This window comes from uncultured Thiothrix sp., assembly GCF_937876535.1.
GTDB lineage: Bacteria > Pseudomonadota > Gammaproteobacteria > Thiotrichales > Thiotrichaceae > Thiolinea.
In genome coordinates this window covers 471,553-489,621 of sequence record NZ_CALFHZ010000021.1, presented here as the reverse complement: position 1 = coordinate 489,621, position 18,069 = coordinate 471,553, and the positions used below count along the sequence as shown (strand labels likewise).

Annotated in this window: 20 protein-coding genes; 10 read left to right on the top strand and 10 right to left on the bottom strand. The window is 43.6% G+C overall.

The window, feature by feature from the left end:
- Window positions 1-21: 21 nt before the first annotated feature.
- From Q0230_RS16915 to gspG, 4 genes are all read right to left on the bottom strand, one after another.
- Window positions 22-1,161 (bottom strand): efflux RND transporter periplasmic adaptor subunit, encoded by a 1,140-nt coding sequence (locus Q0230_RS16915; protein ID WP_298611897.1) that lies wholly within the window; start codon window positions 1,159-1,161, stop codon window positions 22-24.
- A gap of 142 nt (window positions 1,162-1,303) precedes the next feature.
- Window positions 1,304-1,705: a type II secretion system minor pseudopilin GspI gene (gene gspI, locus Q0230_RS16910; RefSeq protein WP_298611895.1), complete on the bottom strand. Its 402-nt coding sequence runs from the start codon at window positions 1,703-1,705 to the stop codon at window positions 1,304-1,306.
- Window positions 1,692-2,204 carry a type II secretion system minor pseudopilin GspH gene (gspH, locus tag Q0230_RS16905; RefSeq protein WP_298611892.1) on the bottom strand — a complete coding sequence of 171 codons (513 nt, stop codon included), beginning with the start codon at window positions 2,202-2,204 and terminating at the stop codon, window positions 1,692-1,694. Before gspH ends, gspI begins: the two co-directional genes overlap by 14 nt.
- A gap of 5 nt (window positions 2,205-2,209) precedes the next feature.
- Complete coding sequence (gspG, locus tag Q0230_RS16900; protein WP_298611890.1) at window positions 2,210-2,656, bottom strand: type II secretion system major pseudopilin GspG; 447 nt, start codon at window positions 2,654-2,656, stop codon at window positions 2,210-2,212.
- Window positions 2,657-2,832: 176 nt separating this feature from the next.
- On the opposite strand from gspG, the gene rrtA reads away from it, so the two are divergent.
- The 5 genes from rrtA to Q0230_RS16875 all read left to right on the top strand — a co-directional run bounded on the left by rrtA (window position 2,833) and on the right by Q0230_RS16875 (window position 7,152).
- Window positions 2,833-3,345 (top strand): rhombosortase, encoded by a 513-nt coding sequence (gene rrtA / locus Q0230_RS16895; protein ID WP_298611887.1) that lies wholly within the window; start codon window positions 2,833-2,835, stop codon window positions 3,343-3,345.
- 10 nt (window positions 3,346-3,355) lie between these two features.
- On the top strand, window positions 3,356-4,015 hold the full coding sequence (locus Q0230_RS16890) for a ComF family protein (RefSeq protein ID WP_298611884.1): 660 nt from the start codon (window positions 3,356-3,358) through the stop codon (window positions 4,013-4,015).
- A gap of 65 nt (window positions 4,016-4,080) precedes the next feature.
- Window positions 4,081-4,947 (top strand): YicC/YloC family endoribonuclease, encoded by an 867-nt coding sequence (locus Q0230_RS16885; protein WP_298611881.1) that lies wholly within the window; start codon window positions 4,081-4,083, stop codon window positions 4,945-4,947.
- Window positions 4,947-5,864 (top strand): DnaJ C-terminal domain-containing protein, encoded by a 918-nt coding sequence (locus Q0230_RS16880; protein ID WP_298611878.1) that lies wholly within the window; start codon window positions 4,947-4,949, stop codon window positions 5,862-5,864. Before Q0230_RS16885 ends, Q0230_RS16880 begins: the two co-directional genes overlap by 1 nt.
- 157 nt (window positions 5,865-6,021) lie before the next feature.
- Entirely contained in the window at window positions 6,022-7,152 is a 1,131-nt protein-coding gene (locus Q0230_RS16875; RefSeq protein WP_298611875.1) for a trypsin-like peptidase domain-containing protein, read from the top strand.
- Window positions 7,153-7,507: 355 nt separating this feature from the next.
- On the opposite strand, the gene yihA is transcribed toward Q0230_RS16875, so the two are convergent.
- The gene (gene yihA / locus Q0230_RS16870; protein ID WP_298611873.1) at window positions 7,508-8,137 is read right to left on the bottom strand and encodes a ribosome biogenesis GTP-binding protein YihA/YsxC; all 630 of its coding nucleotides are present in this window, start codon (window positions 8,135-8,137) and stop codon (window positions 7,508-7,510) included.
- 147 nt (window positions 8,138-8,284) lie between these two features.
- On the opposite strand from yihA, the gene Q0230_RS16865 reads away from it, so the two are divergent.
- From Q0230_RS16865 to coq7, 5 genes are all read left to right on the top strand, one after another.
- Window positions 8,285-8,923 carry a c-type cytochrome gene (locus Q0230_RS16865; RefSeq protein WP_298611870.1) on the top strand — a complete coding sequence of 213 codons (639 nt, stop codon included), beginning with the start codon at window positions 8,285-8,287 and terminating at the stop codon, window positions 8,921-8,923.
- Window positions 8,924-9,029: 106 nt separating this feature from the next.
- A complete protein-coding gene (locus tag Q0230_RS16860; RefSeq protein ID WP_298611867.1) occupies window positions 9,030-11,021 on the top strand; it encodes a cytochrome c biogenesis protein ResB in 1,992 nt (663 codons plus the stop codon).
- Between the two features lie 2 nt (window positions 11,022-11,023).
- On the top strand, window positions 11,024-12,379 hold the full coding sequence (gene ccsB, locus Q0230_RS16855; RefSeq protein ID WP_298611864.1) for a c-type cytochrome biogenesis protein CcsB: 1,356 nt from the start codon (window positions 11,024-11,026) through the stop codon (window positions 12,377-12,379).
- Window positions 12,380-12,443: 64 nt separating this feature from the next.
- The gene (locus tag Q0230_RS16850) at window positions 12,444-13,115 is read left to right on the top strand and encodes a thiol:disulfide interchange protein DsbA/DsbL (protein ID WP_298611861.1); all 672 of its coding nucleotides are present in this window, start codon (window positions 12,444-12,446) and stop codon (window positions 13,113-13,115) included.
- Between the two features lie 5 nt (window positions 13,116-13,120).
- A complete protein-coding gene (coq7, locus tag Q0230_RS16845; protein ID WP_298611858.1) occupies window positions 13,121-13,765 on the top strand; it encodes a 2-polyprenyl-3-methyl-6-methoxy-1,4-benzoquinone monooxygenase in 645 nt (214 codons plus the stop codon).
- Here coq7 and lipB read toward each other — a convergent pair.
- The 5 genes from lipB to mltB all read right to left on the bottom strand — a co-directional run bounded on the left by lipB (window position 13,762) and on the right by mltB (window position 18,066).
- Window positions 13,762-14,400 (bottom strand): lipoyl(octanoyl) transferase LipB, encoded by a 639-nt coding sequence (gene lipB / locus Q0230_RS16840; RefSeq protein ID WP_367274144.1) that lies wholly within the window; start codon window positions 14,398-14,400, stop codon window positions 13,762-13,764. The genes coq7 and lipB overlap by 4 nt on opposite strands.
- Window positions 14,388-14,663 (bottom strand): DUF493 domain-containing protein, encoded by a 276-nt coding sequence (locus Q0230_RS16835; protein WP_298611855.1) that lies wholly within the window; start codon window positions 14,661-14,663, stop codon window positions 14,388-14,390. The genes lipB and Q0230_RS16835 overlap by 13 nt, the downstream gene beginning before the upstream one ends.
- A gap of 26 nt (window positions 14,664-14,689) precedes the next feature.
- Complete coding sequence (locus Q0230_RS16830; RefSeq protein WP_298611852.1) at window positions 14,690-15,934, bottom strand: D-alanyl-D-alanine carboxypeptidase family protein; 1,245 nt, start codon at window positions 15,932-15,934, stop codon at window positions 14,690-14,692.
- A 20-nt stretch (window positions 15,935-15,954) separates the two neighbouring features.
- Window positions 15,955-16,806, bottom strand: a complete 852-nt coding sequence (locus tag Q0230_RS16825; RefSeq protein ID WP_298611849.1) for a septal ring lytic transglycosylase RlpA family protein — start codon at window positions 16,804-16,806, stop codon at window positions 15,955-15,957.
- Between the two features lie 69 nt (window positions 16,807-16,875).
- Window positions 16,876-18,066 (bottom strand): lytic murein transglycosylase B, encoded by a 1,191-nt coding sequence (mltB, locus tag Q0230_RS16820; RefSeq protein WP_298611846.1) that lies wholly within the window; start codon window positions 18,064-18,066, stop codon window positions 16,876-16,878.
- Window positions 18,067-18,069: the final 3 nt, after the last annotated feature.

Sequence of the window (18,069 nt, the reverse complement as noted above, 5' to 3'; positions counted from 1 at the left end):
CAACTACAACGCGAGCCACTGTTATTGACTATCTGGCATCCAACCCGAAACCGCTCGTGGAGGTGGGTTATCCAGAATTTTCATGCCCGGCTTTAGACCTGAAATGACTTCAACTTTATTGCCATACTCAGTCCCCAAGCGTACTAAGCGCAGCGAAGAGCTACCATTCTCTATCACTAAGACACTGGGTAGACTGCGTCCACTTAATAAAGCGGTGCGCGGAATCATGACCACCGGCTCGTCATTGGCTTGAGGATTAGATAAATAGATTTCCGCATACATACCAGGAGCTGCCAGCACATCGACGGGCAAATCGAACTTCACAGTCACCGTATGATGCTCAGTATCAGCCACGGGATAAATCTGTGAGACTTTAGCCATCGTCTCAGCCATACCATTAATTTTTACGGGTACAACCATCCCCATAGTTACTTGCGACATTAAGCTTGCGGGCACGTCTGCTTGTAGACGTTTGTATTTAACGAAGCCATAGCGCAATAAAGGCTGGCCTACTTGTACCGTGTCACCCACTTCGGCCATTTTTTGCAGAATAACCCCTTCAAACGGCGCAATTCCTTTAGCATTCAATAAAGCAGCGTCAATTTCTTGCAATTGTGAATAAGCTTGCTGTAAAGAGCCACGAGCCTGCGATACTCCGGAAGCACTGGTGACTAAATCCGAATAACGCCCCATATCTGAGTCATAATTATTCAGCATCATGTCGGCTAAAGGGCGTGTAAAAAAGTTATCCATCATCGCTGGCATACCAAAACCGGGCGTTGCACCAATATCACGACTACGTGGAGAAATAACTTCCCGTTGGTATTGAGCTTCGGCACTTTGCAATAGGGATTGGGCATTTTGAATTTGGGCTAATACCGCATTACGTTTAGCGACTAACTGCGCCTCATCCACCTGAGTCAGCACCGCACCCTGCTGGTAAGAACTACCCACTTCACCAGCAAAATATTTAAGTACACCCGCGACTTGAGCGGATAAAGTAATTTCTTTATAGGGAATAACCGAACTACCTAACACAGTTTGGATGCGTGAGTTTGAGGTTTCAACAGAGACGATTTCGGCAGCTTGTAATGAACTCCAATTTAGGACAGCACAAAAAAACGCCAACATCGAGCGTGCGGCACCATTGCCTTTTCTCATGAATAACTCTTCCTCAATAATCGCGGATGGATAGCATCCCATTTTAGCAGGCTGAACTATATCTTTTCAGGGAGGCTAATTCTAGTGAAAACGCGGCAATACACTAAGAGGGATAGAGTCAAAAACTTTTTAGAAATCTTTGTTAATTAGCAGATGGAGGAGGAATATAGCCCTTAACCACTGCGACCGGCTCAATATCGGTAGAGTCGCCCCCATGAAACACGGACACTTTGACTTCTAACAAAATATCCGAACTAGAGGGACGCGTTTCGCGCTGCCAACGCCAAGGGATATTGCCCATTTCTTCCTCCCCCTCCGCAGCAGGTTCTGGGTTATGGTTATCAACCGCCATTTGATAAAGATCAAGCTGGTTTAATCCTACCCAACGTGCAAAGGTGGCCTCTTTCAAAATTTGTGCATTGCGCACACTATTAGCCGCAACTTGACTCGCGATTCCGATCACTAAAGTAATGATGAATAAGGCAAACATAACTTCAACTAAGCTAAAGCCAGTTTGAGTACGTGTGGGTTTAGCTTTGCTCATTATCTTTAGGAGGCTCAACCACTTGACCAAAAGCATCAAACTGCACACGCCGTGGTTGAGTCTCTTTGCCAGCGACTAGTTCATAAGTGAAGGGTGTTAACTCACCAGTAGGTTCTACGATCACTTGAGGGTCTTTGGGTAGATCGGTTGATAAATTAATCACCTCTTGCTCAATCAAGACTTGTGGTTTGAGCGTTTTTTCAAACTCGCGAGCTTTGAATAAACTATCTTTTTCTATCTCAACCCATTTATTTTTTTCATCAAGCTTGAAAAAGTGATAACCCGTCTCAGTGAAGCCCATCGCAAGGGGTTCGGAGCGCACGATAGCTTCACTACTGAGCACATTCACATCAAAACGCAAACGCTCCAAAGCTAGTTCGACCGGATCAGATTCAAAACTACGAAACGATAAAGACACGATAGAAACCAGCACAGCCATCACCACGAGTACAATTAGTAACTCAACTAAGGTAAAACCGCGCTGGTCTCGTGCAGACATGAAAATTATTGCTTTTCCCAGTTACCAATATCGTCTTGGGTATTATCGCGCCCATCAGGACCTGCACTGTAAATATCCAAGTCATTACCATGTGTACCTGGATTTAGGTATTTATAGGGATTACCCCAAGGATCGGTAGGCACAGTTTTAGTTTTTAAGTAGCCACCTTGTTGCCATTTGCGAGCTTCAGCAGGTTTTTCAACCAAAGCCTTCAAGCCTTGCTCATTACTAGGATAGACCGCGTTATGCATACGATACATATCCAAGGCCAGTTCCATAGTCCGGATTTCTTGTTGAGCCGACGCAATCCGCGCTTCATCCGGTGTACCTTTTAAGTTCACCACCGCAATGCCCAAGAGCACCCCAATAATGGTAATAACAATTAATAGCTCCATCAGGGTATAACCAGTCATAGCTGGATGACGACGAGTTATCTGCTTGTGCTTATTCATTCGATTTATTAAACCTTCAAATTCAAAAACGGCGCAATCATGGCATAATACTCCAATCTTGTAACCAACTGACACTGAAGCACATTACCAATCGATTAAACCTGCCAAGGCCATTACTGGCTTATGGCTTAAGCTTTAGCCTAATTTTACTTGCCCTTTATGCTTGGCAGGATGAGTTGCGTTATGAGCGCCATCTTATTTTACAAGGCGAATACTGGCGACTACTTAGTGCTCATTTTGTCCATATCAACTTCATTCATCTGGCTATGAACTTAGTAGGTTGGTGGGTATTTTTATTCATGTGTGGGCATTTATTTAGCCTGAAACAACTCAGCTTCAATATTTTCACCTTGGCCTTAGGGATCAGTCTAGGCTTACTATTTGTACGGGTGGATTTTCAGTGGTATCTGGGTTTCTCGGGCGTTTTGTATGGTTTATTTCTACTAGGCTCCCTGCATATTGCTTTTCGTGAGCAACTTGTTCTTGGTGGTCTGATTTTCAATATGCTCATTTTCAAGCTAGGTTTGGATGCCTATACTGAACAAGCTAGTGTAAGTGCTCAGCTAATTGGTGCGCCAGTTGCAATGGTGGCTCATGGTTATGGTTTAATGATCGGTCTTATGCTGAGCATGCCTTTGTTAGCAAGTAAATCACACTTGAAAAACAAAACCTTTAAAAATAAAAAATAACTTAATTTTTATGCTGCGATCATTTAATCAGTCGCTATACTCTATCGCTAGCTATTTTGGCTATGCTAAGAATTGCCCTCTCTGTGCTGTAGAACTTTTAAACCCTGAGCAGCTGCTGTGCAAAAGCTGCTATCAAGCGCTACCTTGGCAAATACCACTGACCAAACCTGCGGCTACTCCACTCCTAAGTGCTTTTACTTATGCCAGCCCTATCAAGCAACTTATTTTAGAGGGTAAAAATAGTAAATCTTTAGACAAAATTTATTTCTTAGCCCAGTTATTAAAACGAAGTTTTCCAACTCTCATTACGGAACTGCCTGAAGCCATTCTACCTGTACCCTTGCATTTCCAACGCTTAAGACAGCGAGGGTTTAATCAATCAGTCGAGCTAGTTCGGCCTTTAGCCAAGCAGTTGGGTTTACCTTTGCTACTTAGGCAAATTATTCGGCAACGCCATACCGATGAGCAGAAAAAATTGGCTGCCTTCGAGCGTCAACATAATCTAGAGCAAGCGTTTCAACTAGTGCAACCGATTTCTTATAAACATGTGGCCATCTTTGATGATGTAGTGACTACGGGTGCAACTTGTGCGGAATTAGAGGCTTTATTAAGTGACCACGGTGTTGAAAAGATTCAGATTTGGTGCTGCGCACAGACAAAAATGACCTGAGGCGACAAATCCTCTAGTATATGACCCTATTAGCTTTTTAACCCCAGCAGGATAGGAAACCAGACATGATTCGAAGCATGACTGCTTTTGCACACCACGAAATTTCATCAACTCATGGCAAATTGAGTTGGGAATTACGTTCTGTTAATCATCGCTACTTAGATATTAGTCTGCGTGTTCCTGAAGAGTTTAGATCCTTAGAGAACAATTTTCGTACTCTTTTACAAAATCGTTTACATCGCGGCAAATTAGAAGCGTCTTTACGTTATGCAGCTGGGGTTGGTGAAACTTCAACTATTGTCGTGAATGAACCCCTAGCGCGCGCATTGATAATTGCATGTCGGCAAATTGAGGCGTTAACTAATAATAGTGAAACGCTCAAGGCTGTCGATATTCTACGCTGGCCGGGGGTGACTTTAGATAGTGCACCTGATTTAGAAAAATTAGGGCAAGAAGCAGAGCAATTACTCCTAACTGCTTTAACTGACTTAATTGCTACGCGTGAACGTGAGGGTAAACGCCTAGCTGAATTTATTGATTCGCGTTGTGACCAAATCGCAGAAATTTTAGTCCGCATTCGTAAGCGTCGTCCTGAGATTATTAATGGTATCAAGGAAAAGATTTATCAACGCTTAGCTGAGCTAGAAGTTATTCCAGATAATAATCGCCTTGAACAAGAGCTGGTAATTCTCGCTCAACGCTTAGATGTAGAAGAAGAACTTGATCGTTTAATGGCGCATTTAGACGAAATTACTGCTGTCCTAGAACGTGATGAACCTATTGGCCGGCGCATGGATTTTCTCATGCAAGAACTGAATCGAGAAGCGAATACCTTAGCTTCTAAATCCAATGATGCAGAAACTACCCAAGCCGCCGTTGATTTAAAAGTACTCATCGAACAGATGCGTGAACAAATTCAGAACATTGAATAATGATGGCTTCCAAAGATTACTATCAGGTATTGGGAATTTCGCGAGGGGCTAGTACAGAGGATATTAAACTAGCCTACCGCCGCTTAGCACGCAAATATCATCCTGATGTGAGCCAACTGCCAGGCGCTGAAGAGCATTTCAAAGCGGTTAATGAGGCCTATGACACATTAAGTGACAGCAGTAAACGCCGAAAATACGAACAGCAGCAAACTACCAACACAACGACTCACCATGAAACCACGGCTAAAGAAGCAACGCCTACTCGTAAAGTAGATGTGTCTTTCTTTGAAGAAATTAGCAAACAAGAAATTCCTGATACACGCCGTAGTTCTGCCATTTTTAATAGCCTCTTTGGTAAAAAACGCCGTGAGAAAGCTACTGATTTTACATCCAAAGTGCCATTGGAGCCGCAGGAGTATCATTTAACGCTACAAGTTGAAGATTTATTCTTTGACACAGTAAAAGCCATTCAAGCTCCGAATGGCGAGACCATTCAAGTTCGAGTTCCCAAAGGTTCTACTGAAGGCAGCCGCTTACGCATAACAGGGAAGGGTTTAGCGGGTACAGATTTAAGTTTGGTAATTCATATTGCTGAGCACCCTTACTATGAATTGGTCGGGCAAGATTTATATTTAGATTTGCCACTCAGTCCTTGGGAAGCAGCTTTAGGAGCAACGGTGTTAGCACCGACCCCTCATGGGCCAGTAAGTTTAAAAATTCCTCCAGCCAGCGAATCAGGTAAGAAAATGCGTTTAGCTGGGCGCGGGTTGAACACCAGTACAGAAAAAGGCGATATGTACATTACTTTGCAAGTCCAAACTCCACCAGCCATCACGAGTCAGCAACAAGAGTTTTATGCTCAAATGGAGCGCACTTTTAATTGGTCACCACGGCAGCATTTAAAGACAACGCGATAGGCGGCATCATCGTTTGCGTGGTTTTTTTGGAACAAAATCTAAAATAGTGGTATTTTCACTACACAACAATGCCTAGTGCTCAGTTTTGTAAAAAGCGCCCAAGGCTGGTCTAAAATAAACAAATTCACGACGCACAACGTTTCAGGATGCAGATAACATGTCACCAAGTATTTGGAAGCGCGCTCTACTCACTACATTGTTAATGGCCGGTTTACAGGGTTGTGCCTGTGCCGGTGCTTTGCCTGAAAGCGTTAATGGGCAAACTTTACCCAGTTTGGCACCCATGTTAGAGCGTGTAACACCGGCTGTGGTAAATATTACTACTGAAGGCAAGCAAAAAATAGATGAATCAATCTTAAACGATCCATTTTTTAAAAGATTTTTTGGGAACGTACAAGGTGAGCGTAAGATTGACGGTACTGGCTCAGGGGTAATAGTTCATTCGCGCCACGGACATATTCTTACTAACTTCCATGTCATCGAGGGTGCAGAACGTATTACCGTCACTTTAAATGATGGTCGGCGCTTTCAAGCACGCATCATTGGTGCTGACCCTAAAGTAGACTTAGCCATTATTGCTATTAAGCCTGAGCGTTTAGTAGCCATGCGCTTTGGTGATTCTGATCGCTTAAAAGTAGGTGATTTTGTAGTTGCTATTGGCAACCCTTATGGAATTGGTCAATCCGTAACCTCTGGAATCATTAGTGCACTTCATCGTAATCCAGGGATTGGCGAATATGAAAACTTTATTCAAACCGATGCTTCTATCAATTTAGGCAACTCAGGTGGGGCTCTAGTTAATCTACGTGGCGAATTAATTGGGATTAATACAGCTATTCTTGGTGGACAAAGTGGAGGAAATATTGGGATCGGCTTCGCAATTCCAGTGAATACAGCCGCAGGTATTATTGATCAAATCGTGCGTTTTGGCCAAGTTGAACGTGGTTTATTAGGAATTGAAGTCAGCGATGTTGATGCACAAATTGCTACTGACTCACGCTTACCTGCTAATACAGGTGCCTTAGTCGAACGAGTTTTCCCCGGTTCAGCTGCTGAGCGTGCGGGTATACAAGCAGGTGATGTGATCTTACAAGTAAACGAGGCCGAAATTAGTGCAGCTAGTGATGTGAAAAGTTTAATTGGTTCTGTACGAGCAGGAACTTTATTAAAAATTACTTATTTACGCTCAGGCCAAACCTTTACTGCTCAAGCTAGAATTGGTCAAGTTAGCTCGACGAACAATACAGCTAACACCCAGAACCAGAAGCCTTTCTGGGAAAGTAACTAGACTCAAGGTGTTTTGTTCATAATTACAGCGAATCTCGATGAGCCGAGATTGACAAGCGGCAAAAAAATGCTATAAATGGTGGAACTGATACAGCCTACATTCATCTAACTAGTTAAGAAGCGCCAAAACGTAGCTTCTAATCTAAAAATGAAGGTAAGAAATCATTGTAAATTTCCGCGAAGTGAAGAGATAAGACATAAAAAAGCACTAAAGCCCGGTGCTGTCTAAATCTCTTTTGCGGATACAGGTTTGGTATCCCCAATCCAGACCTGTTTATTAAACCCCGGCTTTTAGACCCCCTGTTTGGCCGGGGTTCCTTTTTATAGTTAAAGTTTATGCGTTTTTAAATGAACGTCTAATGAATACTTACCTCAATCTTCTTCGCCCCTCTCTCAAACCATTCATTTAACTTTTCCCATAACTCTTCTAAACCTAAACCACTACTAGCAGAAAAGGCTTGTACTGTCACAGGGCTTTGATAAGTGATTAACTCTTTACGTACTGCCAAGACCGTATTCTGCATCGCTCCACGACTTAATTTATCGGCCTTATTGAGTAAGATATGTACCGGTAGCTGTCTATGTGCCGCCCATGCCAGCAAACCTTGATCAAACATGGTCATTGGATGACGAATATCCATGACCAAAATCAAGCCCTTAAGCGTGGTGCGCATAGTAAGATAGGCCTCGATAAACTTCTGCCATTGTATCTTGAGATTTTCAGGCACTTTGGCATAACCATAGCCGGGAAGATCAACCAATAATTGCCCTTCTGGCAGGGTAAAAAAGTTAATCAACTGAGTACGTCCAGGTGTTTTACTGGTACGTGCTAATGATTTTTGAGAGCACACACGATTGATTGTACTGGACTTGCCTGAATTAGAACGCCCCGCAAAAGCTACTTCAAGGCCACTTTCTTTAGGAAGTGTTTTGGGGGTAGTAGCGCTCTGCACAAAACTAGCTTGCTGATAATAATGATTCATCATGATGTTAGCGTTCTCTAATGCATTTTTTGAGGTATGATTGCGGGATATGATATACAATTCTGGCACTTTTGGAGGATACCCGGCGGCCATCCTCTCAGGCAAACGAATTTGTAGCTTTACTTCGATGTTTTTGGGAGCACTTTCTAGATGAAGAAGACACTCATCCTAGCACTAACCAGCCTTGCATTGAGCACTTCCGCTGCGTGGGCAGCAGATGCAGCCTTAAAAGGCGATCCTGCTGCGGGTAAGACAAAATCAGCCACCTGTGCTGCCTGCCACGGCGCGGATGGTAACAGCACTAACCCTGAATGGCCAAAATTAGCAGGTCAATCTGAAGGTTATCTGTTTAAGCAATTACAAAACTTTAAAGCAGGCCAAAATGCTGAAGGCGGCCGCTATAACGCCTCTATGGCTCCAATGGTCGCCCCATTGACTGATCAAGATATGGCGGATTTAGCTGCCTATTTTGCTAGTCAAACAACAGCACCTGGCAAAGCCGATCAAACACAAGTAGCTTTAGGTGAACAAGTTTATAAAGGTGGCAATGCCTCTAATGGCATTCCCGCTTGTGCAGCTTGCCATGGCCCAACCGGCACTGGTAACCCAGCAGCTAACTTCCCATCGTTGGCTGGTCAGCAAGTGACTTATGTGAAAAATCAGTTAAATAACTTCCGTACAGGCGCACGTGCTAATGATAACGGTAAAATGATGCGCAATATCGCTGTCAAAATGACCGATGCAGAAATGAATGCGGTTGCTGAATACATCTCTGGTTTACAGAAGTAATTTGCTATTTGCTAATCTTCTGATATATAGACGAAGGGTGGCTAGTCCACCCTTTATTATTTGCCCCGAATACGAAACTAACTGAACTCACACTAAAGCGGTAGTTATGAAAATCTCACGCCCTACTAGTACACGCCTACTTGATTTTTTAGGCTCAATGAATCTTGCTATTGCGTTACTAGTGATTGTGGCTATTGCTTCTGCTATTGGTACTGTCCTTAAACAGAACCAGCCTTATCCTGACTATGAGATCAAATTTGGTAAGTTTTGGTTTGAATTTTTTGGCTCATTAGGCTTATACGACTTATACGCTGCAGTTTGGTTTTTGTTGATTTTAGGCTTTTTACTCCTCTCTACGACTATCTGTGTCATTCGTAATACGCCTGGCATCTTACGTGAACTATGCCATTTCCGCGAAAAAGCCCAAGAAAAATCGCTACGGGCGATGCATCATTCTGCTAACTTCACCACCACACAATCAGTAGAACAAATTCAAGCGCTTTCTCAGCAAACCTTAAAGAATGCAGGCTTTCGCTTCCGGACACATCAAGAAAATGGTACGAGTGTCGTCGCTGCCATGAAAGGTGGTGCCAATAAATGGGGTTATTGGTTAACGCATATTGGCATGATTGTTATCTTTATTGGTGGCTTACTCGATAGCAAACTACCGATTATGTTTGGTGAATGGGCAGGAACTATCAAACCAGAAACCCGCAATATTCCTGCATCAGAAGTGCCCTCTATTAGCCAAAGAGGTGTCAATAGCTTTTCCTATCGTGGTTCAGTCGATATTCCTGAGGGTCGTACTGCTAATATTATTTTCTTACCTGTACGTGAAGGCTACCTAGTCCAACGCTTACCGTATGAAATTGAAGTCAAAGACTTTAGAGTAGAGCACTACTCGACCGGCATGCCCAAGTCCTTTGAAAGTGATATTGTGATTCATGACCCCGATCTGAAACAGCCTTTCGCGCACACGATTTCTGTAAATCATCCATTAGTCTATAAAGGCACCGCTATTTATCAAGCGAATTTTGGTGATGGTGGCTCTGAAGTGCAGTTGCAGCTCAACCCTCTCACCAAACAATATGCTCAACAAAGTTTAACTGGCAATATCTCTCAAGATTACAACTTAAGTAGCTCCACCGAAAAATACCGCTTAGAACTCGACAATTTCCGCTTATTCAATATCAATCCAGTTAAAAATGATAAAGGTGAAGAAGAGCAAAGAAACATTGGCCCAAGCGTCATTTTTCGTTTAAGAAATGCTGCGGGTGAAGCAGTTGAATATACCAATTACATGAATCCGGTGATTATTGAAGGACGCATGTATTTGATTAGTGGTGTGCGCAAAAGCCCTGCTGATCCAGAACGCTTTCTACATATTCCTGCCGACCAAAAAGGCTCTGCTGAATTGTTTTTAGCTTTCTTAAATGCTTTGCAAGACCCCGAATTTGTACGGAATACTGCTATCGCTACCACACGCAGCTCAATGGGTACAATGCAAAATCAACAAGTAGATAATGCGACCGTTGAAAATCAAATTGTAGAATCGATGGTTAGACTTACTCAATTATTCGCCACCAAAGGCTTTGATGGTATTATGAGCGATATTGAAGCACGCTTCCCTGAGGCTCAACGCGCTCAAGTCAGTGAGGCTTTTACTAAAGTACTCCAAGCTTCTTTACGTGGTGTGTATATAGACTTATTAAAGCAACGTGGCATTGCTGAACCTAAAGATGCAGATTGGCTGTTTTTCGATGATAGTTTAAATGCCATCTCAAATTTGCCCTTCTATGGTTCGCCTTGGTACATTCAACTGAAAACTTTTAAACAAATTGAAGCATCTGGCTTACAAATTACCCGTTCTCCCGGGCAAGATGTGGTCTATCTCGGTTGTATTATGCTAACGATTGGGGTCTTTTTATTATTCTATGTTGCACAACGTAGAATCTGGGTCATGGTCAAGCCATTAGAATCAGGTGAAAACGAAGTCATAGTAGCAGGCAGTACCAATCGTAATCCGCATGATTTTGATAAGTATTTCCAACACTTACGTTCAGCCTTTCAGACAGTGCTTACAGCAAGAGGTGATTGATAATGTCTGTTACACAAGAAGCTATGCATGCGCTGATGGACAAACCAAGTCTTTGGCAGCGCCTTAAACCAATGGATTGGATTTGGGCAGCATTGGTTTTAGCAGGCACAGCTTATGCTTATCTGCTCTACTCCGGTGCAATGGATGCTTACGAACAAGGCTTTCTAATTTTAAGCGCACCTGCCTTGATTGCCCTAGGTTGGAACTGGCGTTCCGTACAGCCTTTAACTGTCCTGGTTACTATTTTTAGTTTACTCGGGATTTGGCTGTATAGCGGCAATATTGCGAATGCTGAAACTGTTTTTGGCCTGAAATATCTGTTCTCTAGCCAATCCGCGATCATGTGGATGAGTGCTTTATTCGTGATAGCTACCTTTTTCTATTTTGGTGGCTTAATTGCGAATAATCCATTTGTGGCTAAAACAGCTAGTGTTATAACTTGGTCCGCTGTCATTATGGGCTTTACCGGTCTGATGGTGCGCTGGTATGAATCCTATTTAGTCGACCCGGAGTTTGGACACATCCCCGTTAGCAACTTATATGAAGTTTTCATTCTATTCTGCCTTATTACTGGCATTTTATACCTCTACTATGAAGGTCGTTATCGCAGTCGTGCTTTAGGCGGTTTTGCCCTGTTAATGATTAGCGCTGCAGTCGCTTTCTTGCTTTGGTATAGCTTTGAGCGAGGTGCACATGAAATTCGGCCGCTCGTACCTGCCTTGAAAAGCTATTGGATGAAAATTCATGTTCCTGCTAATTTCATTGGCTATGGTTCTTTCGCTTTAGCAGCGATGACGAGCTCGGCTTATTTAATCAAATATTATTACAGCAACCCCTCTCGCTTAGTGGCGGTTTTAGTGCCTAGCTTTGTCTTCATTGGCTTATTCACTTGGATTTTCGTGCGTACTGCGTTTGGTAAAACACCCTTTGAAGGTAGCTTAATGAGCTTAGGTTTCAACTCAGCAGGAATTGCTTTTGCAGTCACCTTATTGCTCACAGCGCTGGGAGTGCTTTTAATGCTACCCAGTACGCAGAAGGCATTACCCTCTCTAGAAATGCTTGATGACATTACCTATAAAGCGATTGCCTTAGGCTTCGCCTTCTTTACGATTGCGACCATTTTAGGGGCAATGTGGGCAGCAGAAGCTTGGGGTGGCTATTGGTCATGGGATCCGAAAGAAACATGGGCGCTTATTGTGTGGTTAAATTATGCAGCTTGGCTACACTTCCGCTTCTCTAAAGGTTTGCGGGGTGCACAGATGGCATGGTGGGCAGTGATTGGTTTATTCATCACTGTATTTGCTTTCTTAGGTGTCAATATGTTCCTATCCGGTCTACATTCTTATGGTGAACTTTAAGCCTAAGGTTAAGGTCTGAGCTAAAGATTTGCGATGCAACACAATAATGACGGAGAATAATTGAATGAGAATGGTAAAATTTTTCCTGCCTATGCTGACAGCTCTGCTGTTTACTTTGGTGGGCTGTATGTCGGAAGTCACTCAGGCCGAATACACTGAGGGTAAGCAATATTCAATCATTGACCCACCCGTGGCTTTAAAAGCCCCTACGGGTCAAAATGAAGTGACCGAGATTTTTTGGTATGGCTGCCCACACTGCTTCCATTTAGAACCAACGATTAAAGATTATCTAAAAACTAAGCCTGCTAATGTCTTCTTTAATCGCGTGCCTGGCACTTTAGGCGAAACTTGGGATTATCACGCCAAGCTGTATTATATTGGCTATATCTTAGATCGTGACGGTGCGAAAGATTTACATAGCAAAATCTTTAATGCCGTTCATGTACAACGTCGTCCTTTACCACGGTTTGATCGTGGCAATACGGCACAAAATGATGACAACTTACGTCGCTTCTTTGAATCGTTTGGCTATACCACTGACGAAATCAATAAAGCCATGAACTCAATGGAACTCAACTCTTTACTGAGCTATGCACGGGATATTAATACCAAATCAGGTATTGACTCTGTACCTAGTATAATTGTAAATGGCAAATACTTAACTGGCCCTAGCAAAATGACTGGGACTGATAAGTTAACTGATGTGATTAATTATCTCACTACCTTACCACACTGATTATTATGCGCGTTTTGAGTTTATTCGATCGTTTTTTAGTGGAAATTGACCAGTCGTTACGAGCTACTGTGGCAACTCCCACAACTACGGAACGTCCTAACCCTGCTCAAAATGTGCAGCCGTTAGCTGACTTAACTGAGGAAGAAAGAAAACGTTCGGCTCAATTAATGCGTATTAATCACGCGGGTGAAGTAGCTGCGCAGGGCTTGTATCGTGGTCAAGCCCTGGCTGCTAAGCTGCCGCAAGTGCGCACCCAAATGGAACGCGCCGCTTTAGAAGAAAATGACCACTTGGCTTGGTGTGCTCATCGTCTAGATGAGTTATCTAGCCATCGTAGCCGTTTGAACCCACTCTGGTATTGGGGTTCGTTTTCAATGGGCGCTGTGGCTGGCCTAATTGGCGACAAATGGAGCTTAGGTTTTGTTAAAGAAACTGAAGATCAAGTTGAGCAACATTTAGCTGAGCATTTAGGTAAATTACCGGCTAGCGACTTACCAAGCACTGTAATTTTACAGCAGATGAAAGAAGATGAAGTGCGTCATGGTCAGATGGCTCAACAAGCTGGTGGTGCACAACTCCCCTTTCCGATTCGTAAATTAGCCATGCCGCTGATTTCAAAACTAATGACGAGTACGGCTAAATACATCTAGTCGGCTAACCATTCTACTTGCTGATAACCCAACTCCTGCGCTAATAAGATCGCCAACTCACCCGCTAACTCCATTGGGGTTTCTTCAATACCCAAATCGCGGCATTGAAGAACTTCTAAACCTGCATAGCCGCAAGGATTGATGCGCTTAAAAGGCTTTAAATCCATATTTACATTTAAGCTAAGGCCGTGATAAGTCTTACCACGGCTTACACGCAAGCCTAAAGCAGCTATCTTCTTACCCTCTACATAAACACCCGGAGCTTCACGGTCACCTGCTGCTTCTATCTGATGCTTCGCTAATAGCTTGATAATGGATTGCTCGATTTTCATTACCAGCTCACGTACCCCTAGGTTTAAACGACGCACATCAATCAGCAAATAAATAATTAGCTGACCAGGGCCGTGGTAGGTCACCTGCCCGCCCCGATCAACTTTTACAACAGGAATAGCCCCCGCATCCAGCACATGCTCCATCTGACCATTACGGCCCAAGGTAAACACTGGCTCATGCTCTAAAACCCACAACTCATCAACTGCCTCTTCAGAACGTTGTTGAGTAAAAGTTTGCATCGCATCCAGCGTGGATAAATAAGGCTGATTTTTGCCTAAAACACGAATTTTCAAAGCGCCCACAGCACCAGCTCACAGGCTTTCAAATCATTATAAATCGCGTCTAATTGCTCTCTACTGGTGGCATTCACTCCTAAAGTTAGGCTGTGATATTTGCCAGTACGGCTTTGGTTGGCACGAATCGCATCCATTGAGAAAGCTGGGTCGTGTTGTAGAATAATATCGTGAATGACTTGCGCTAATTGATCATGCGCTGCACCCACTACTTTAATCGGGAAATGGCTGGGAAACTCCATTTCCACTTCAGAACGGCTAAACGTACTCATCTTGGCTCCTTGTTAGTGCTTAGTCTTTAGTCCGCAAAAAATTTCTGGACACTGTCAGACATACGCCGCCACAAGCCACCTTCTGCAATATCTTCAAGAGCTAATAAAGGAACTTCTTTCAAAACTCTATTTTGGTCAGAAAATATAATTTTGCCTAAAACATCACCCCGCCGAATGGGTGCATCAATCGCTTTATCGAATTGAATCACGCCTTTAAGTTGGTCGTAGCGGCCTTTTCCTATACTGACATATAGATCATCAATGACACCTGCCGCCACGTGCGTTTTTTCACCTTGCCATACTCGTACTTCAGATAAAGCATCGCCACCCTTGTACATTTTATGGGTTTCAAAGGTACGAAAACCGTATTCCAATAAACGTTGACTCGATTCAGCCCGACTATTTTCATCAGTTGAACCCAACAATACTGAAATTAGGCGCATATTATCGCGTTTTGCAGAAGCCACTAAGCAAAATCCCGCGGATTCAGTATGCCCAGTTTTCATTCCATCAACGGATGGATCACGCCACAATAATTTATTCCGGTTGTGTTGCTTTATATTGTTATAGGTAAATTCTTTTTCAGAATAGAGCTTATAACGATCAGGAAATTCCGTAATCAGAGCACGAGCAAGCTTCACAATATCCCGTGCGGTTGTATAGTGATCCGGTGCAGGCCAACCAGTGACATTTTGATACTGGGTATCATTCATGCCTAGCTCTTTGGTGGTTTCGTTCATGCGTTGTACGAAAGCAGTTTCTGAGCCTGCGATATGTTCAGCTAGGGCAACAGCAGCATCATTGCCAGATTGAATAATGAGGCCACGTAGTAGTTTTTCAAGCTGTACTTTTTTGCCTAACTCCACAAACATGCGCGAACCTTGCATTTCCCAAGCATGCTGACTGATCAACACCTCATCATCGAGCTTAATCGTGCCCTTACTCAACTCACGGTAGATAATATAAGCCGTCATGAGCTTGGTAATACTAGCTGGCTCCACGCGTTCCCCTGGATTGAGAGCAGCCAATTCTTCACCACTTTGAAAATCAACTAATACAAAGCTAGTGGAATCTACTTCGGGAGCACCATCCGCTAAGGCTATAACCTGCCCACCTTTAGGCGGACTTAAGGGTTTTGCATTACTGCCTGCACTTGCTGGCATATCTTCAGAGCTATCCACGGTAGCAGCCGGTGCAGGTTTGGCAGGTTTCGTTTCAGCATAGGCTAAGCCTGATAACAATAAGCCTACCAACAGTATTCTCAGTAACATCCTGTTATTCACTCTCTATCTCATTGATTTATTTCGACAACACGAAAAGTTGCCAAACCATTACTTTCTAAGGCATCTTTCACAGTATCAATTTGATCTTGGGTATACAGTGGCCCAATCCGTACTTGATGCATTTGCTTACCCTCTTGCATGGCGGTTGCCATTTCAGTTTTAGCTAAGCCTACTGAAGTCAAACGCACAAACATTTCCAAGGCCTCATCTTGCTCAGCAAAATTATTCACCACCACATAAAAACTTTTGCCTGTAGCTTTAGCTGCTTGTTCAGCTTTGATCTGTTCTGGTGTTTGCTGTGCTTTGACCCGAGCATGTTCAGCAAGTTTACTCTGCCCTGCTTCTAAAGCAGCAGTTTGTTGGTTATCTAAAGCCTCTATCCGTACTTGAGCTGTTTCACCACCTTTAGTCCCCATCCCTAAAGCATTGGCCGCCGCAAACGATAGCTGGATTAAATCATCAGTGTCAAAAGGCCCTCGATCATTAACACGCACAATCACCGCTTTCTGATTTTCCAAATTGGTGACCCGCACAAAACTTGGTAACGGCAAACTACGATGAGCCGCCGAAAAGCTATTCATGTCGAAAGTTTCACAGCCCGCAGTTTTAGAGCCTTGAAGCTCAGCACCATACCAAGAGGCTTTACCTTCTTCGCGATAACCACTCACTGAACCTAGCACTTGATAGGTTTTTCCCTTTAAAGTGTAGCTTGGTTCATTACCACAACTACTGCGGCCACTATCCATTTTCAAAGGAGGAATAGAGCTGGTTGCACTTGGCTCGTCAGTGGTCAATGCACTACAGCCTGCTAATAAGCTGACAGTAAGCCCCAATAACAGTACTCGTTGAATCATTTTCATCGTTGTTATCATCATTAATTCATAGCTTGCCTTAGAATTGAGTCTAAGGCCTAGCAGAGTAACAGATCATTAACGCCCCATCCGTTGACGAATCGCTTGCGCTAATTGGTGAACAGCCATTGCATATTTATTGCTGTGGTTATAACGAGTAATCACATAGAAATTATCCGCACCTAACCAAAACTCATTCCCTGCAGCCCCATCCAGTAAAACTAAGCTAGCCTGTCTTGCATGTAAATTACTGACTGGCGCAATACCCTCAGCTGCAAGCGCCTGTAAACTCAGGTTAGGCTTCACTGGCTTTTCGTTCAGCAGTCTAGCATAGGCTTGACCAGAAACATAAGCAGGAACCGCTACATCCTCGCCACGCTGCCAACCATGCTGTGCTAAATAGTTCGCTACACTGCCGATTGCATCTTCTGAATCCCAGAGATTGCGTTGCCCGTCCTGATTAAAATCTTGGGCGTATTGCCGATAACTACTGGAAATAAACTGCCCCAGACCCATTGCTCCAGCATAAGATCCCTTCCAACCTAAAGGCTGGACTTGCTCTTCGCGTGTCAGCAATAAATATTGCTCCAACTCTTTTTGATAAAAATCTGCCCGCTTAGGGAAATCAAAGGCGAGGGTAGTCAAAGCTTGTAGGACATAATAATTACCCGTATTACGCCCATAGAGTGTCTCAACCCCAATAATCGCAACGATATAAGCAGGATCTACACCATATTGTTGTGCAGCGGCATCAACCGCTCCTGCATATTGCTGCCAGAAGCCCACACCAGTATTAATCCGCTCTTCAGTGAGGAAAATCGCGCGATATTGAAACCAAGGTTTGGCCTCAGCAGGCTTACTTGCTTTAGCAATAATGTCTTCATTGCGCTGTACATTCGCAAATAAAGCCTGCAATTGACCTGCATCAAAACCATGTGCTTGCTGCATACGGCTAATAAAGGCTTGCATTGCAGGGTAGTTTAAATAAGACCCCCCTACGGCTGGTGGCTGTACTACTGGAGGTAAAGGCTCAGGAATACTAGGCTGAACAGGCGGTGTAACTGGATGCTGTGGATAAGAGAGGCGTGGTCTAATCGTCTGTTGGGATCTAAATGGCGGATTCACTAAAGGATCAGCAGTAGGAACACCTGTCGACGGATTAGAACCTGTGCCTGCCTCAGGTATATTACGTGTATTACTACAAGCACTTAAACTCAAAGCTAGCACTACTACACCCAAGACCGATGCTCTTCCCCAAACTGCCTGCATGCT

Coding starts and splice junctions, on each gene's coding strand:
- Q0230_RS16915 (WP_298611897.1), bottom strand. CDS start 1,161: ATGAGAAAAGGCAATGGTGCCGCACGCTCGATGTTGGCGTTTTTTTGT.
- gspI (WP_298611895.1), bottom strand. CDS start 1,705: ATGAGCAAAGCTAAACCCACACGTACTCAAACTGGCTTTAGCTTAGTT.
- gspH (WP_298611892.1), bottom strand. CDS start 2,204: ATGTCTGCACGAGACCAGCGCGGTTTTACCTTAGTTGAGTTACTAATT.
- gspG (WP_298611890.1), bottom strand. CDS start 2,656: ATGAATAAGCACAAGCAGATAACTCGTCGTCATCCAGCTATGACTGGT.
- Q0230_RS16890 (WP_298611884.1), top strand. CDS start 3,356: ATGCTGCGATCATTTAATCAGTCGCTATACTCTATCGCTAGCTATTTT.
- Q0230_RS16885 (WP_298611881.1), top strand. CDS start 4,081: ATGATTCGAAGCATGACTGCTTTTGCACACCACGAAATTTCATCAACT.
- Q0230_RS16880 (WP_298611878.1), top strand. CDS start 4,947: ATGATGGCTTCCAAAGATTACTATCAGGTATTGGGAATTTCGCGAGGG.
- Q0230_RS16875 (WP_298611875.1), top strand. CDS start 6,022: ATGTCACCAAGTATTTGGAAGCGCGCTCTACTCACTACATTGTTAATG.
- yihA (WP_298611873.1), bottom strand. CDS start 8,137: ATGATGAATCATTATTATCAGCAAGCTAGTTTTGTGCAGAGCGCTACT.
- Q0230_RS16865 (WP_298611870.1), top strand. CDS start 8,285: ATGAAGAAGACACTCATCCTAGCACTAACCAGCCTTGCATTGAGCACT.
- Q0230_RS16860 (WP_298611867.1), top strand. CDS start 9,030: ATGAAAATCTCACGCCCTACTAGTACACGCCTACTTGATTTTTTAGGC.
- ccsB (WP_298611864.1), top strand. CDS start 11,024: ATGTCTGTTACACAAGAAGCTATGCATGCGCTGATGGACAAACCAAGT.
- Q0230_RS16850 (WP_298611861.1), top strand. CDS start 12,444: ATGAGAATGGTAAAATTTTTCCTGCCTATGCTGACAGCTCTGCTGTTT.
- coq7 (WP_298611858.1), top strand. CDS start 13,121: ATGCGCGTTTTGAGTTTATTCGATCGTTTTTTAGTGGAAATTGACCAG.
- Q0230_RS16835 (WP_298611855.1), bottom strand. CDS start 14,663: ATGAGTACGTTTAGCCGTTCTGAAGTGGAAATGGAGTTTCCCAGCCAT.
- Q0230_RS16830 (WP_298611852.1), bottom strand. CDS start 15,934: ATGTTACTGAGAATACTGTTGGTAGGCTTATTGTTATCAGGCTTAGCC.
- Q0230_RS16825 (WP_298611849.1), bottom strand. CDS start 16,806: ATGAAAATGATTCAACGAGTACTGTTATTGGGGCTTACTGTCAGCTTA.
- mltB (WP_298611846.1), bottom strand. CDS start 18,066: ATGCAGGCAGTTTGGGGAAGAGCATCGGTCTTGGGTGTAGTAGTGCTA.